The 15,639-nt window shown below is 55.7% G+C and carries 17 protein-coding genes; 8 read left to right on the top strand and 9 right to left on the bottom strand.

Annotated elements, in window-relative coordinates; translation table 11 throughout:
* The first annotated feature begins 25 nt into the window (after positions 1 to 25).
* The 6 genes from QZ383_RS08410 to QZ383_RS08385 all read left to right on the top strand — a co-directional run bounded on the left by QZ383_RS08410 (position 26) and on the right by QZ383_RS08385 (position 5,470).
* Entirely contained in the window at positions 26 to 589 is a 564-nt protein-coding gene (locus QZ383_RS08410; RefSeq protein WP_291444619.1) for a LemA family protein, read from the top strand.
* Positions 573 to 869 (top strand): hypothetical protein, encoded by a 297-nt coding sequence (locus QZ383_RS08405; protein WP_291444618.1) that lies wholly within the window; start codon positions 573 to 575, stop codon positions 867 to 869. The genes QZ383_RS08410 and QZ383_RS08405 overlap by 17 nt, the downstream gene beginning before the upstream one ends.
* Positions 870 to 924: 55 nt before the next feature.
* Complete coding sequence (locus tag QZ383_RS08400; RefSeq protein WP_291444616.1) at positions 925 to 2,991, top strand: DUF2207 domain-containing protein; 2,067 nt, start codon at positions 925 to 927, stop codon at positions 2,989 to 2,991.
* A 70-nt stretch (positions 2,992 to 3,061) separates the two neighbouring features.
* Positions 3,062 to 3,712, top strand: coding sequence for a type A chloramphenicol O-acetyltransferase (gene catA / locus QZ383_RS08395; RefSeq protein WP_291444615.1), 651 nt, complete (start codon positions 3,062 to 3,064; stop codon positions 3,710 to 3,712).
* 114 nt (positions 3,713 to 3,826) lie between these two features.
* Positions 3,827 to 4,168: a helix-turn-helix transcriptional regulator gene (locus tag QZ383_RS08390; protein WP_291444614.1), complete on the top strand. Its 342-nt coding sequence runs from the start codon at positions 3,827 to 3,829 to the stop codon at positions 4,166 to 4,168.
* A 12-nt stretch (positions 4,169 to 4,180) separates the two neighbouring features.
* Positions 4,181 to 5,470, top strand: a complete 1,290-nt coding sequence (locus QZ383_RS08385) for a HipA domain-containing protein (RefSeq protein ID WP_291444612.1) — start codon at positions 4,181 to 4,183, stop codon at positions 5,468 to 5,470.
* Positions 5,471 to 5,513: 43 nt separating this feature from the next.
* Here QZ383_RS08385 and QZ383_RS08380 read toward each other — a convergent pair whose 3' ends face one another.
* A complete protein-coding gene (locus QZ383_RS08380) occupies positions 5,514 to 6,443 on the bottom strand; it encodes a YafY family protein (protein ID WP_291444611.1) in 930 nt (309 codons plus the stop codon).
* Positions 6,444 to 6,533: 90 nt separating this feature from the next.
* Here QZ383_RS08380 and QZ383_RS08375 point away from each other — a divergent pair, with 90 nt between their 5' ends.
* Both QZ383_RS08375 and QZ383_RS08370 read left to right on the top strand, forming a co-directional pair.
* Positions 6,534 to 6,872: a nuclear transport factor 2 family protein gene (locus tag QZ383_RS08375; protein WP_291444608.1), complete on the top strand. Its 339-nt coding sequence runs from the start codon at positions 6,534 to 6,536 to the stop codon at positions 6,870 to 6,872.
* Positions 6,873 to 6,892: 20 nt separating this feature from the next.
* Complete coding sequence (locus QZ383_RS08370; protein WP_291444606.1) at positions 6,893 to 7,720, top strand: nitroreductase family protein; 828 nt, start codon at positions 6,893 to 6,895, stop codon at positions 7,718 to 7,720.
* Between the two features lie 85 nt (positions 7,721 to 7,805).
* Here the strand turns inward: QZ383_RS08370 and QZ383_RS08365 are convergent, their stop codons facing one another.
* Genes QZ383_RS08365 through QZ383_RS08330 form a run of 8 tightly spaced genes read right to left on the bottom strand, consistent with a single transcriptional unit; the run spans position 7,806 to position 15,638 of the window.
* On the bottom strand, positions 7,806 to 9,230 hold the full coding sequence (locus QZ383_RS08365; protein WP_291444604.1) for an NADH-quinone oxidoreductase subunit N: 1,425 nt from the start codon (positions 9,228 to 9,230) through the stop codon (positions 7,806 to 7,808).
* A 31-nt stretch (positions 9,231 to 9,261) separates the two neighbouring features.
* Positions 9,262 to 10,785 carry an NADH-quinone oxidoreductase subunit M gene (locus QZ383_RS08360; protein ID WP_291444602.1) on the bottom strand — a complete coding sequence of 508 codons (1,524 nt, stop codon included), beginning with the start codon at positions 10,783 to 10,785 and terminating at the stop codon, positions 9,262 to 9,264.
* Positions 10,786 to 10,810: 25 nt separating this feature from the next.
* The gene (locus tag QZ383_RS08355; RefSeq protein ID WP_291444600.1) at positions 10,811 to 12,601 is read right to left on the bottom strand and encodes a Na(+)/H(+) antiporter subunit D; all 1,791 of its coding nucleotides are present in this window, start codon (positions 12,599 to 12,601) and stop codon (positions 10,811 to 10,813) included.
* Positions 12,594 to 12,845 carry a hypothetical protein gene (locus QZ383_RS08350; RefSeq protein ID WP_192111821.1) on the bottom strand — a complete coding sequence of 84 codons (252 nt, stop codon included), beginning with the start codon at positions 12,843 to 12,845 and terminating at the stop codon, positions 12,594 to 12,596. Before QZ383_RS08350 ends, QZ383_RS08355 begins: the two co-directional genes overlap by 8 nt.
* A complete protein-coding gene (locus tag QZ383_RS08345) occupies positions 12,842 to 14,335 on the bottom strand; it encodes a monovalent cation/H+ antiporter subunit D family protein (protein WP_291444598.1) in 1,494 nt (497 codons plus the stop codon). The genes QZ383_RS08350 and QZ383_RS08345 overlap by 4 nt, the downstream gene beginning before the upstream one ends.
* Before the next feature lie 12 nt (positions 14,336 to 14,347).
* Positions 14,348 to 14,674, bottom strand: coding sequence for an NADH-quinone oxidoreductase subunit NuoK (gene nuoK / locus QZ383_RS08340; protein ID WP_192111823.1), 327 nt, complete (start codon positions 14,672 to 14,674; stop codon positions 14,348 to 14,350).
* Positions 14,674 to 15,198, bottom strand: a complete 525-nt coding sequence (locus tag QZ383_RS08335) for an NADH-quinone oxidoreductase subunit J (protein ID WP_291444595.1) — start codon at positions 15,196 to 15,198, stop codon at positions 14,674 to 14,676. The genes nuoK and QZ383_RS08335 overlap by 1 nt, the downstream gene beginning before the upstream one ends.
* A complete protein-coding gene (locus tag QZ383_RS08330) occupies positions 15,198 to 15,638 on the bottom strand; it encodes an NADH-quinone oxidoreductase subunit I (RefSeq protein WP_291444594.1) in 441 nt (146 codons plus the stop codon). Before QZ383_RS08330 ends, QZ383_RS08335 begins: the two co-directional genes overlap by 1 nt.
* Position 15,639 lies beyond the last annotated feature (1 nt).

Genomic DNA, 15,639 nt, shown 5'->3' with positions numbered 1-15,639 from the left:
TCCCCAACCAATCCAAGGAGTTCGCATGAGCACCGGCATCTTGATCGCCATAGGGGCCGCTGTGATTATGTTTGCGGTCATTGTAGCCCTTTACAATGCCCTGGTGCGCGGCAAAAACATGGTGGACGAAGCCTGGAGCAGTATTGATGTGCAGCTCAAACGGCGGCACGATCTGGTGCCCAATCTGGTCAGCGCCGTCAGGCAGTATGCCAGCCACGAAAAGAACCTGTTTGAAGAAGTAAGCGCGGCGCGTGCCCGCAGCCTCTCCGCGCAGGGTGATGTTGCGGCCCAGGCCAAGGCGGAGAATCTGCTTTCCGGCGCGCTTGGCAAACTCTTTGCCATTGCGGAGGCCTACCCGGAGCTTAAGGCCAGCGAAAACTATCGCCAGTTGCAGCAAAGTCTCGCCACGCTGGAGGACGAAATCCAGATGGCCCGCCGCTACTACAACGGCGCAGCAAGGGAGCAGAACGACCGAGTCCGCCAGTTCCCCGGCAATCTGGTTGCCGGATTTTTCCACTTTGCCCCTGTGGCGTATTTTGAACTTGATTCACCAGCAGAACGGGCAGTTCCTGATGTTGGTGCACAATAACAGGCAAGCCGGGCTGGGCAGCCGCTTGTGGCGGCATGCCCTGTACTTCATGGCAGCTGCCTTGATGGCGGCCTTGCAGCTTTGGGTTTCTGGCGTGCTTATCATGGCGCGGCGGTCAGATACTTTGCTTGGCTGCAACCTTGCCGCAGGGCTGGTCTGGCTGTGGTATGCGCGGCGGTGCTATATACGCGGCAATTTTGCGCGGATGGCTCTGGCCTTCATGGGCCTGCTCGGCTCCGTGGGGCTGGCGGCCCTGAGTCTGCCCGACCTGCTTTTTTAACCACCGCCAACGTCACTGCATCCCCCCCACAAACAGTCTGCGCAAGGATGAAGCCATGCACACGCCCTATGCCAGCAGTTGGTTTACACGCCGCATTACACTGACCGTATGCGCCCTGCTGCTCTGCATCCATGCCATGTGCCTTGCTGTCTACGCGCAGGAACGCATAGAGAGCTTTGCCTCTACCGTCACAATCCATCAGGACGGCAGCATGCATGTGCGCGAAGCAATTGTTGTGCATGCGGAAGGCAATCAGATTAAAAAAGGCATATATCGCGAACTCCCCCTGCTCTATTCCGGCCCGGCAAACTACAGCGGCACGGTTCCTTTCTCCGTTACATCCGCAAGCATTGACGGAGTGCCCCTCAACCCGGTCGAAACCGAAGTCAGGGGCGACTACATTCGGGTGCTCATGCGCGGCAAGGAGCCGCTCTCCACTGGGCAGCACCGCTTTGTGCTTGAATACGACACTTCCCTGCACCTGCGCTTTTATGAATCCAACGGGGAACTCAACTGGAACGCCACTGGCGTATGGGGCTTCCCCATCCATAACGCTTCGTGTCGCGTTATTCTGCCCAAAGGCGTAGCCGTGCAGCAAACCGCCGCGTGGGCCGGGCTACCTGGCTCCAGAAATTCCGACCACATCACAATTGGCAGACCACAAACCAATGAAGCGTCCTTTACCGTTGCCAGCACCCTTGAGCCTGACACGCAGCTTACGGTGGCTGTGGCCTTTGACAGGCAGAGCATTGCCGACCCGGTGCTTCCGCTTGCATTGCAGCAACAAAGGGAGGACGAAGCCCTGGAGCTGGCCCGGCAGGAAGAGGAGCGTGTCATCAGGGAGCGGGGCCTGCTCTTTGAAGTCCTGTATGATAATCCCTTGCTGCCCGCGCAGTGTCTGGCTTTTTGCGCTGTTTTTCTTTATTATTTTCTACTTTGGCAACGCCTTGGCATTGACCCGCCCAAGGGTGCCATATTCCCCCGCTATTACCCGCCCAAGGCCGCTCAATGGAGCAAAAAATCTACTGCTGAGGCTACGCCGCAAGTGCTTTCGCCGCTGGCGGTGGAGTTCTTCTACAAGTCGACCCGCATCTCTGGCCGGGGGCTTGCCGCCACGTTTCTGGCTCTGGCGTTCAAGGGGTTGTGCCGCATAAGCAAGGCGGACGCTAAAACCTATGCGCTGGAGCTGCTCGCCGCATCAAACGGGCGCACAGAGGGGCTTACCGCAGAAGAACAGACCGTGTACCGCGAGCTTGTACGCAGTACTGGCAAAGGTGAAAAACTCTTGCTGCGCCCCAAAAATGAAGATGTCCGCAGTATTTTCAACGCTGCCAGGGCAAACCTTAAGCAAAACTTTAAGGGCGCATGGCAATTGAACACCTGGGTTGCGGTGCTTGGCTGTTTTTTGGTGCTGCCGCTGGCTTTTGCGGCGAGCTTTTGGGAAGTTGATCCTGCATTGCTTGCCCCGGAGAACTCGCAACTGTCGCTGATTCTGCTGTTGCTCGCGGTTTGCCTGGCCTTTTGCGCAGCGCTGGCGCTCCCCTTGCTGCTTGTGCGGCAGCAGGCAAAATCCCTGCTGGAAACTCTGGGGCTTATGGCTTTGCCACTGGCCGGGGTAACTGCGGTTGGTCTTCAGTTTTATTTTTACGATCTTGGGTGGCTGCTTCTTCTGCTCATGATTATCACGTCCATTGTCTTCACAGCCGTCATCAAGGCTCCCAGCCCCGCAGCGCGCCAGGTATTGGACGAAATTGAAGGCCTTGCCATGTACATGCGAACCGCAGAGCTGCCACGCATGGAGCAGGTAGGCGCCCAGGACGAAAAGCCCGAAGACACGCCCGAGGTTTTCCGCCGTCTGCTGCCCTATGCGCTGGTGTTGGGGCTGGAAAAAACGTGGTGCAACAGGTTTGCCGAACAGCTTCAGGCAGCAGCGCTGGAAGACTCCGGCGTTGATGTCGCCCTTGTGCACGGGCATGACGGCTGGAGCGACTTTTCCAATGGTTTTGGCAGCGCCGTGAGCGCCTCCTCCGCGTCTGCCGAATCCTCATCCGCCAGCGGTTTCAGCTCCGGCGGGGGCGGCGCAGGCAGCGGCTCTGGCGGGGGTGGAGGCGGCGGCCTGTGAACGGCAAAAAACTACTCAGGGCTTGCGTACTTTCGTGACGAGCAAGCAATAGCAAAAGGACTGTTTTTTCATGTCATTTAATGTAATCGAGTTGGACACCTGGAAAAGAAAATCTTATTATCAGCATTACGTTCATACTGTTCGCTGTACTTACAGCATCACAGTAAATATAGAAATTGATTCACTTGTAAAAGAATTGAAACTTCGTGGAATTAAGGCATACCCTGCACAAGTATACATACTTTCACGCGCAGTTAATAATTTTCAAGAATTCAGGATGGCTATAAACACTCGCGGCGAGCTTGGCTGCTGGGAATCAACAAGCCCGAGTTACACGATTTTGAATAAAAGAACTGAAACGTTCAGCAGCATATTCACGTCATTTGATAGTAATTTCAGCAAATTTTATGACAACTGCATTCACGACATGGAAAAATACGGCAACTCTGATACGCTTTTTCCTCAAAACAACATGCCTGAAAATTTGTTCACGGTTTCATCCTTTCCCTGGCAGAGCTTCACCGGCTTCAATCTGAATGTTTACGGCGAGGGAACATACCTTCCGCCCATTTTTACTATTGGACGCTATCTGGAACAAAACGGAAAGACACACATGCCGCTTTCCATTCAAGTGCATCACGCAGTGTGCGACGGCTATCATGTGGGAAAATTCATAGATGCCGTTCAAGGCCTGGCCCAGAACTTCAGCGATTGGCTGTGACCAGACTGACTGGCCCCACCGTCCCCGAGCATAGCGGCGAAGTTGAGTGCATTTCCACTTGACCAGTTCTTATTTGTCTATATATTGACAAAAAATGGCAAAAAAATATCATTTATGAGTAAATCATCGGCTTCCATAGATGCGCTGCCCCCCAGAGTTCTGGCAAAAATTGAAGACCTGGGGCGCAGAATAAAACTGGCGCGAAAACGGCGGGGTCTGACCCTGAACGAAATGGCCAGACTCATGATGATTTCGGTTGGCTCGCTCAGAAGGCTCGAAAGCGGCACGCCAGGCACGAGCCTAGGGGCGCTCGCGACGGCCCTGCTCACCCTCGGGCTTGAAAACGACCTGGACAACGTGGCCGCCATGGAAACGGATATGATCGGCCTTGCCCACGAACGCAGGCGGCTTGAAGGCAACACGGACGACAAGAACAAAATTTCCTACGATTTTTAAGGGAGACTGGTCATGATAACCCGCGTGGCGTATGTGCATATGCACCTTGGGGGCAGCTTTGTTGTTGCCGGACGCCTGCGCTATGTTCAGGATGGTCGTTTTAGCCAGTGCTTCTTTGAGTATTCCAACCGGTATCTGGAGCGGCCTGACGCGGTTGCCGTTGACCCTGTTGCGCTGCCCCTGCAACGTGAACACACCTACGAAGGCCCGCTGGGCGGCGCGCTATTTAACGGGCTGCGCGATGCCTGCCCTGACGACTGGGGCCGTCACGTTCTTGATATCGCCGCCGAATCCTCCGGCTCCCACCTTGGCGAATTTGACTACATGCTCTATGCCGGGCCAGACAGAATCGGCGCGCTCGGTTTCAGCAGCGTGCCCAATGCCGTCCCCTTTACTGATGTGCCAACCTGGGCGCAGGGCCTCCCCGGCGCAGAACTTGACCTTCAGGGCATGCTGCTCGCTACAGACAATGTGGAGCAGGCAGACGATCTCAATCCGCAGTATCGACGCTTTTTTGTGCGCGGTTCTTCCATTGGCGGGGCAAGGCCCAAGGCCTCGTTTGAGCAGGACGGCAAATTCTGGATTGCAAAATTCAGCAAGGAGCGTGAGGCCTGGCCGACCTGCCGCATTGAGCATGCGAACATGCTCCTTGCGGCAAAGTGCGGCATCAACGTGCCGGAAACAAGGCGAATTACGGTTCTGGGCAATCGCGATATCCTGCTGGTCGAGCGTTTTGACCGCCAGATTCACAACGGCGCCCTGCACCGCCTGCCCTTTGTTTCAGCCATGACCCTCATTGGCGCAGCCGGGCCGGAGGCTCGCGCCGCGTATACTGACATTGTAACAGCTATGCGGCGGGATTTTTACAGCGCCGAAGCAACGCGCAGTGATATCCGCGAGTTATATCGGCGTATGGTCTTCAATGCTCTGTGCAACAACTCCGATGACCATTTGCGCAATCATGGTTTTCTGCACGTGGCTGACCAGAATGGCCGGTCCGGCTGGCGACTTTCCCCGGCGTATGACGTGGTGCCGCAGCCTGTGATGGACGATGCCCCACGGGCCTTGCACCTGAATGTGGGGCCGGAGGGCCGCAGCACCGCCATGAGCAACGTGCTGGCCGCGGCCCGGCACTTTGGCCTTGCCCCCGATGAAGCGCAGATGATTGTTGAAGAAATCAGGGGAACAATCCGCCAGAACTGGGAAAGTCTGCTCTTGAGCGCAGGGGTGCCGCAGCGCAACCTTGCAGAAGTGCGCAATTGCTACGCCCTCGCCCTGCTGCCGGATACAGCAACGCCATAACACAGCATTGGAATAAAAATGAGCGGGCTGGTAAAGGCTTACATTAACAATAGACGCTCATGGCTTTTCTGAAATATTCTTTCATGCTTTCCCTGATACATTCAGGGGCGAGCACTTCTGCATCGCAGCCAAGGCTGGCAATAAAGCCGTGCCCCTGATCATTGTCAGTTAATGGAATTCTGGCCAACCAGGTATTTTCACTCTCCTGCTCAAGCGCATCATCGCCAAACAGTTCCACAATTGTCTCTCTAGCCCTTGCAGATATACGTATTATTCCATCCATGCATTCTGCATCGTCAAAATTGCGAACAATAAAATCCTCTGTGGTAACAGTGCGCGGAGAGAACGATTCCTTGCACAGTTTCGTTTCAATCATGCGGGAAACTTTAAAAAGGCGCATGCCATCACGCATCAGGCAATATCCCCCAAGATACCAGCTCCTTCGTTTAAGAATCAGTTTATATGGTTTTACACGGCGGGCGCTCCGCTGCCCTTTACGGTCATTATACTCAAACACCAATAGCCTGTTATCTTTCAGGGCCTGCTGAATTTTCACGAGCGCTGCCATACCGGCATGATTGTTGCCCCAGGGAGTCAAATCAATTGATACCTGTCCTGCCTGCAATTCAATTGCCTTGCGCTCTGCCTCAGGAACAAGCCCTTTGATTTTTGCAATTGCTCCTGCCACCTCGGCGCTTGAATAAGACGTGCGAATACTGCCCAGCCCCATCAGGATCATGGTCACATCCTGCGACGTGAAGAAACGCTTTTCCGCCTTGTAGCTTTCAAGAATGCCGATGCCCCCCTTTGCACCGGGATACGTGACCACGGGCAAACCCGCCTGATTTATTGTATCGACATCGCGATAAATGGTTCGCACAGATACTTCAAACGTCTGGGCAAGTTCTGTGGCGCTTACTTTTTTCTTTTCCAGCAAAATCATCACAATGGACAAAAGACGGTCAATTTTCACTCTGGCCTCCATCAGGCGCGTAAAACATGACATAACGTTGTCATATTTACTCTGCTAGATATAAATTGCAACAAAATTATGGAGGTTGCCATGAACGTAAACATGCTAGAGGCTGTGAAAATATTTATGGAAACAATGAACACCGCCGAAACTGAAAAACTGGATAGTTGCCTTGCCAGCAAGGCTGTGCTGTTTGACCCGGCCGATAACAATGACATCCGCGGAATAAATGCCATCAAGGCTTTTGTTGCAGATTCAAAAGAAAAATTTGATCTTTGCACAACTGTTCTTGATGCTACTACTACCGCTGAGGGCACAAAAGTCATGGCGCTGACAAAAGGAAACTTTCCAGGGAGTCCGCAAAAGTTTTCTTATGAATTTACTGTTGAACACGGATTGATACAAAGCATCAATATCCTGCCAGCATAGCTGCACCAAAGGACACAATCATGAAGAAGATACAATTTACAGTTGATCCACAAAAGTGCGTCCAGTGCAATGCCTGCATAAACGATTGCCCTTGCCATATAATTTCCATCGCTGACGGCTTGCCGCGGGTTTCGCCCATGCTGGAGGATAATTGCCTTGAATGCCAGCATTGTCTGGCCGTATGCCCGACAGGGGCAGTAAGTATTTTCGGCCTCAAGGCAGAGAACAGCATTGAATTGAGCGCAGAAAAAATTCCATCTGCAACCCAGATGCACACGCTGTTGCGTGGACGGCGCAGTGTGCGCCAGTACAGTTCGGAAAATGTACCAATCAGAATGATTGACGATCTTCTTGCCACGCTGGCAAATACGCCAACAGGCTGTAATGATCGCACCTTGAGCTTTGGCGTGGTGAATGACCTCAGCGTGATGCAAAAACTACGCACAAGGGTGATTGAATCAATTGAAAAAAAGATTGAATGCAACGAGTTGATGCCAGATTTTTTACCGGCGGCTGTAGCAGCCTACAGGCAACAGGGAGCAGACGAAATTTTTAGAGGCGCGCCGCACCTGCTTGTTGTTTCCGCGGCAGCGAACGCAAGTTCCCCGATACAAGATATTTCTCTTGCTCTGGCATATTTTGAATTGCTCGCCCAGTGCAGCGGATTGGGTACAACATGGTGCGGATTCCTGAAATTTGCGGTTGATACTGCGCCAGAACTACGCCCCATTCTCGGTCTGGAGATTGAAACACCTTTTTATGCAATGCTTTTTGGATACCCTGCTGTTCGCTACCACCGCACGGTGCAACGCGACAATGCCGCGAAAATCAGGCACATTTCCTTGTAGGCCAGCAAAAAACAAAAGCCGATGCAACCTTTGTGGTCAGCATCGGCCTTTGTTTTTTTGCAATGTTAAGGGCTTATCTGTCAGCCTACCACGCGGCCTGCACCGCTTCCTTGGCCAGCTGGAGCATGCTTTCAGGCGCGATGCCAAGGGCCAGAACCAACCCCACAAGGCATATGCCCGCCATACGCGCGCCAACATGCGGCACAATGGGTTCCGCATCATGCTGCGCGGCCTCGGTATACACGGCGCGCACCACCTGCAAATAATAGTATATGCCAATGGCCGTATTGATGGCGGCAATGATAACCAGGGCCGTATGCCCCGCCCGCCACGCGCCTGTCAGCAACATGAACTTGCCCATAAAGCCCACAAAGGGCGGAATGCCCGCCAGGGCGAACATGCTCACGCCCAGAACAAATGCCAGCATGGGCGAGCGCCGTGAAAGGCCGTTCAGATCCTTGATGCTCAGGTTACGACCGTCGGGCGACACCACGCACAGCACCAGAAATGCCGCCAGCATCATAAAGAGATAGCCCGTGGCGTAATAGAGCGCCGTGGCAATGCCCCAGCCTTGCAGGGTCGCCATACCCATGAGGATGTACCCGGCATGCGCTATGCCCGAAAAGCCCAGCATGCGCTTGACGTCGGTCTGCACCAGCGCCGTGAGGTTGCCGTAGCACATGGAGGCAATGGAAAGCCCGGTCAGCAGCAGCGCCACGTGCCCCTCGCCGGGATATGCCATGGAGCAGAACCGCGCCAGCACGGCCACGGCCACAATCTTGGGTATGGAGGCGATAAAGGCCGTGGTGTCGTTGGATGCGCCCTGATACACGTCCGGTGCCCAGAAGTGGAAGGGAAACACCGCCAGCTTGAAGAACATGCCGCAAAAGAGCATCAGCAGCCCCACCAGAGGGGCGGCGTGTGAACCGGCTGTCCTCATGGCTGGCAATATCTGGTCGAGGTAGGTGCTGCCCGCGATGCCAAAAATCCAGCTCATGCCAAAAAGCATGATGCCAGACGCCGTCACACCAAAGAGCAGATACTTGATGGCCGCTTCCATGGGCGCGCGCATGCTGTCCGATGGTGTGCGCATGGGCACCAGCAGATAGAGCGAGTAGGACGACAACTCAAGGGCAATGAACAGGGTGATCAGCTCCACGCTGCTTGAAAGCAGGGTCAGCCCCAAGAGGCTTGTGAGCAGAAAGAAATAATATTCCGGGCGCATGCGCACGGAAATGCCCTTGGTGTCCGCCCCAAAAAGCAGCATCAGGGTAAAACCAATGGACATCACGCATTTTACCAGCTGCGAAAACAGGTCTACCCTGTAGGCTCCGTAAAACAGGGTTCCCTTGGCAAAAAGACAAAGAACTGAGGTGGCGGCAAAGGCTGCCCCAACGCAAAGAACCAGCAGGCGCAGGGTTTGCGTCCGGGCTTCCGTCAGAGTCATGCAAAATGCCAGCAGACACCCTGCAAGAAGAACCAGTTCCGGTGCAAAAAGATGTGCGTTCATGCGTAGGCCTTATGTCTGTGCTTGGGGTTCATCAACGCGCAATAAGTTCAGCAAGGGCCAATGCGCTCGGGGCATGGTAGCCGGTCTGCGCCAGCAGATGGTCAAGGCTGGGCCTCATGACGCGCAAAAACGGTTCCGGGGCCAAGCCAATCCAGAAAACAAACACCAGCAGCGGGGCCAGGGTCACGGCCTCGCGCCAGCCAAGATCATACATGCGCGACTGGTCGGGGTTGTTGGTGCCGCCCCAGATCACCCGCTGCAACATGCGCAGCATGTAGGCCGCCGCCAGTACTGCACCGGGGATGGCGCATACCGCCACAATCTTGTTGTTGAAAAAGGCCCCGGCAAGAATAAGAAACTCGCCCACAAAACTGTTTGTGCCAGGAAAGGCCAGCGATGACAGCGAGAAAAACGTCAGGTACGTCACATAGATGGGCATGAACTTGCCAAGCCCCGCCGCATCCGAGAGCTCGCGGCTGTGCGAACGCTCGTACACCATGCCCACGCAGAGAAACAATGCCCCTGTGGTGACGCCGTGATTGATCATCTGTAACAGCGCACCTTCAAGCCCACGCTGGTTAAGGGCAAAGATGCCCAGAGTCACAAAACCCATGTGCCCAACGCTTGAGTAGGCAATGAGCTTCTTCATGTCCTGCTGCGCAAGGGCGGTCAGGCCGCCGTAAAGGATTCCCGCCACCGAGAGCCACTGCAAGGCAGGCAGCAGGCCGATAGCCGCGCCGGGCGTAATGGGCAGGCAAAAGCGCAAAAAGCCGTATGTGCCCATTTTGAGCAGCACCGAGGCCAGAATCACCGAGCCGGCTGTCGGGGCTTCCACATGGGCCGCTGGCAGCCAGGTGTGGAAGGGAAACATGGGAACCTTGATGGCAAAAGCGATGAAAAAGGCCAGAAATACCAACAGCTGGAAGCGTTCGGAATACTGTTGCCCCATGAGCGCGGGAATACTGAACGTCCCCTGATTGATGTACAGGGCCACAATGGCCACCAGCAGAAATACCGAACCCGCCAAGGTGTACAGAAAGAACTTGATGGAGGCGTAGCTCTTGCGCGGCCCGCCCCACACGGCGATGAGCAGATACATGGGAATAAGCATGGCTTCCCACAGCACGTAGAACAGTACCAGATCCAGTGCCATGAACACGCCGAGCATGGATGTTTCCATCACCAGCAGGCAGATCATGAATTCCTTTACGCGTTTCTGAATGTACTTCCACGACCCGAGCACGCACAGCGGCATGATGAGGGTTGTCATCATCACGAGCAGCAGCGAAATGCCGTCCACGCCAAGGGTGTAGTTGACGTTAAAGCTCGCAATCCACGGGTGGTGCTCCGCAAACTGGTACAGGGCGGATGTGGGGTTGAACCGCGTAAACAGCGGCAGTGAAACAACGGCGTTTGCCAGAGTGACCAGCAGCGTCCACACCCGCACGCTGTTCTCTCCCGGCAACAGGGGCACAATGACAGCCCCTGCCAGCGGCAGAAAAACAAGAATGCTGAGGATGGGATACCCCAAGGTGTTCATGCTCAGAAAATCCATTGTGGCGATCTCCTTTCACCCCGGCTCAGACAAGAGCCAGCAGCGTGAGCACCAGGGCCACCACTGCGGCCATGGAAATGATGTTTATTTGCAGGCTGCCGCTCTGCACGTGCCGCAGCATTCCGCCAAGAGCGCGCACGCTGCGGGCCGTGCCGTCAACCACAGTATCAATGCCGTGCCAGTCAAACCATGACCAGAAGCGCGCCGTGCGCATGAGCGGCACTATGCCCTGCCGGTTCCAGGCCTCGCCCACGGCATTGTCCACAGACTGCACGGGCTTGCGCGCAAACCAGTAAAACAGCCTGCCGCCCATGCGGTAAAACCAGTCCAGATCCAGACTGATGGTAGGCTCCGGCGTGAGCTTTTTGAGCAGCAAAAAGAATCCCAGGGCCGTAAACAGCAGTATCTGCAAGGTTTCAGAAATATGCGCCGCGCTGTACGGGTGGTACTGCGCCGCCACTTCGGGGAAGGGAAGCATGTCGTACAGGTACGGCGTGTAGCAGCCTATGAAGATGCACAAAAACGCCGCCACCGCCATGGCCGCCTGCATGTTGAGCGGCGGATCGCCCGCGCGCTCCCATGTTTCCTTGGAGCAGTTGTTTTTGCCAAACCAGATGAAGTACGGGACCTTCAGTCCCGTGTGCAGGAAGGTGCCCGCAGAGGCCAGAGTGAGCAGAAAGCCCGCCCAGTAATTGTGCGCCTCAAATCCGGCGGCAACGATCATGGCCTTGGTCACAAAACCGCTGAACAGAGGAAAGGCCGAAATGGAAAGCCCGCCCACCAGAGTGAATACAAAGGTTTTGGGCATTTTTTTGTACAGGCCGCCCAACTGGGTGAACTTGCTCACGCCCGTCATGTGCAGCACAGAGCCGCAGCCCATAAACAGCAGTCCCTTATAGAGAATGTGGGCAAAAGCGTGTGCGCAGGCACCGTTGATGGCCAGCGGCGTGCCTATGCCCACTGCTGCCACCATGTACCCAACCTGACTGATAATGTGGTAGGCCAGCAGACGGCGGGCATCGTTTTCAAGCACAGCGTACACAACGCCGTACAGGGCCATGCACACGCCAAGGGGCACCAGAATCTCCATGCCCGCAAAGCTGCGCGCCAGCACATATACGGCGGTTTTGGTGGTAAAGGCGCACATGAATACTGCGCCCGTCACCGTGGCTTCGCCGTAGGCATCGGGCAACCATGCATGCAGGGGCGGCACCGCCGCGTTGAGGATAAACCCGGCCATGATCAGGTAGGTGTAGAGCTGCGGATCAGCCACGCCGATGGGGCCGAAGGTCAGATCGCCCGTGGCCCGGTAGCGCAGCACAAGCCCTGCCAGCAAGAGCAAACCGCCCGCAGTGTGCACCAGCAGATATCGGTAGCCGGAGGCCAGCGATTCCTTGCGCCGCCTGAACCACACCAGAAATACGGAGGAAAAGGCCATCAGCTCCCAAAAAAGGAAGAGCGTCAGGTAATCCCCGCAAAAAATGACGCCCAGCGATCCCGCCACATATGTCCAGGCGGCGGAATGCTGCGCGGCTTCTTCCACATGCAGGCCGTAGACGGAGCCGATTACACACATGAGGGTCATGATGTAGGCAAAGACCATGCTCAACGCATCGACCTTGCCGAATATGAGTTGCCATTTCATGAAAGGCAGCACGCCATATACTCCATTGTGCCCCTGCATGAGCAGCACAGCGCAAAAGGCCAGCACCGGCACAAGCACAATACATATCCGGCGCAGGGCCTTGGGCAGCAGCGGCAAAATTACCGCGCCCAGCAACAGAACTGCGGAGGGGTGAATCCATGGCTCAGTCATCGTAATAATCCTCGCGGGTCATAATGCCCAAATGGCCGAACCACTTGGAAACGATGATAATCACAACGCAGGCGACAAAGCCGAACGCGGCCCAGAACCCAGGTATGCGCTCCACAAAGGTGTGCACATGCTCTTTTGAAACAAACAGGGCGTCCCACACCACCAGCGCGGCCAGCACCACCAGGCACACGCGAATGGTAGCCTTGAGCCGGGCGCGGAAAAATTCGATGATGTTCACTATCATCCTGTCACCACCTTCACGAAGGACATGATGGCATCGGGGTAAATGCCGATGAACACGGAAACGCCAGCCGCAATGAGGATGGGTACCACCATGCTCAGCGGTGCTTCACGAATGCCCGTTTCTTCACCTTCCGGCCTTTTGCCGAAAAATGCCTTGTAGGTCACAGGCGCAAAATAGGCCACGTTCAAAAGCGTACTTGCCAGCAGCACCAGTAGTATGCCCATGGAATGCGTGGGCATTTCCATTGCGCCCACCAGCAGCTTCCACTTGGTCACAAACCCTGCCACGGGCGGCGCGCCGATCATGGAAAGCGAGGCCACGGCAAAAGCCGCAAAGGTAAAGGGCATGGAGCGCCCAAGGCCGCTCATTTCAGAAATGCACTTTTTATGCGTTGCCACATAGATCGCGCCCGCGCAGAAAAAGAGCGTTATCTTTGAGAATGCGTGGTTGGCGATGTGCACTATGCCGCCCTGTATGCCGTCTACGGTCAGAAGCGCCACGCCAAGCACGATGTAGGAGAGCTGGCTCACCGTTGAGTAGGCCAGCCGCGCCTTGAGATTGTCCTTGGTCAAGGCAATGATGGAAGCCGCAAGAATGGTGAACGAAACAAAGTAGGCCGTGGGCACGCCAAGGTTCAGATTTTTCATCAAGTCGGTGCCAAACACAAAGAGCATGACGCGCGTGGTGCAAAACACGCCCACCTTGACCACCGCCACCGCATGCAGCAGGGCCGAGACAGGCGTGGGAGCCACCATCGCGCCCGGCAGCCAGTGGTGGAACGGCATGATGCCGTTCTTGGCAAAACCCAGAATGCAGCAAACGTACAGCACGGTTGCCAGCGCATCGCTGGCCCCGGCGGACAAGATGCCCGTGTGGCTGTTGTGGGCAAAATCCAGATTGCCCGTGAGCACGTAGATGACGATCATGGCTGGCAGCACCAGCCCTTTGGCCGTGGTGGTCAGGTACACGATGTACTTGCGCGCACCGTCATAGCCCTCGGCATCCTGATGGTGGGCCACTAGCGGATAGGTGCACACGCTCACCACCTCATAGAACAGGTAGAGCGTAAACAGATTGTCGGCAAAGGCCACGCCCATTGCCCCAAAAAGCGTCAGGGCAAAACAGGCGCTGAAGCGGGTCTGGGCATGCTCGTTCAAGCCGCGCATATACCCTGCCGCGTAAAAAACAGTGATAATCCACAAAAACGAGCCAACCAGAGCAAATACCATGGAAAAAGCATCCGCCCGAAAGCTTACCGAAAGCCCCGGCAGGATGGGAAAAAGCGTGAGGTGCAGCGTGTGGCCGTGCCCCATGGGCGCGGGTGCAACATCGCCGATCATGGAGGCGATGATGCAGAACATGACCACCGCCGTTACAAACGAAACTGTTTCGCGCACGTTGGGCCGACGCCCCGTCAGCATTATCAGGCATGCGCCGATCAACGCTGTAAGTATGGCGGCCAGGGGTCTGACGGATTCAACAATATCCATATGCTGTTCCCCTTAACCTTTGAGGTCTGACGGAGCGTCCGTTTCAACAGATCTGTACAGCCGGTACACCGCAATGATGATGGAAAGCACAATGACCGCTTCCGCCGCTGCGATGGCCATGACAAACAGGGCCGCGATCTGCCCGGTTGCCGTGTCTGGCGCGCAAAACCGTCCAAAAGCCATAAAGTTGACCGATGCCCCGCAGAGGATAAGCTCGGACGCAATGAGCATGCCTATGAACGTGCGGCGCATGGCCATGCCGAACAGCCCCAGGCCGAACAGTGCCGCGCCGATGACCAGATAGGTTTCAAGAGACTGACTCAAGCTTGCGTAGTGCATCACTTGTCCCTCCCGTGGCGGGCCAGTGCGAGCGCCCCCACCATGGCTACCACCAGAACCACGGAAATAAGTTCAAAGCTCATGGAATACGTGCTCAGCAAGGCCTGCCCGATGCGCTCGATGGTTCCTTCCATCTGCGTGGGCGGCGTTTCCGGCCAGGGAGCCACGATGGATTGCACCACAAGCGCCGCTGTGATGGCGCAACTGGCCGCGGCGCCCAGAAACAGGCTGAGCTTGTTGCGGCGCGGGGCACGGTTTGCGTCCGACGTTTCAGCCAGCATGATGGCGAATGTTATGGTGACGCACAGCGCGCCCACATACACAAGCATCTGCATAAAGGCCACAAAGGGGCTGGAAAGGTAGTAATAAAGCCCCGCCACGCCAGTGAAGCACAGGGCAAGCCCAGCCACACGGCGTATGAGAGTGCGCGCCGAAACAGCCAGCACCGCGCCGCAGAACGTCACCAGCACAAAGAACCAGAAAATGCCCTCGGCCAGCGTTTGCATAGTTTCATGACTGGACATCAGGGACGCTCCTTGAGCCGCCGTACAAGGTCAAAGTGATACTCCGCCTCGTCAAACCCGGCCAGATTGTAGTCATGAGAAAACGTCAGCGCGTCTGTAGGGCACGATTCCACGCACATACCGCACAGGCTGCACTTGGTAAAATTCAGTTTGTAGCTCGTGAGGGTCTTCTTTTTGGCCCCATCCAGCTTTTCGCCCGCAAGCTCTATGCAGCCCGAGGGGCAGGCCTTCTGGCACGATCCGCACACAATACATCTGTCCGTGCCGGTTTCCTGGTCATACACAAGGTCAATATGGCCCCTGTAGCGCGGCGGGATGGGCAGCACCTCGCGTGGGTAGGATGATGTAACCACCGGCTTGAAAAAATAGCGCAGCGTTATGCCCATGCCCACAAAGAGGCTCCACCCGCCTGAAAAGATATTTTTAAAGTATGCGTTCATA

Source organism: Desulfovibrio sp. (assembly GCF_019422935.1).
In the GTDB taxonomy this organism is placed as follows: Bacteria; Desulfobacterota; Desulfovibrionia; order Desulfovibrionales; family Desulfovibrionaceae; genus Desulfovibrio.
The sequence above is the reverse complement of the archived record's forward strand: the minus strand, read 5'-3'. Positions and strand labels throughout refer to the sequence as shown.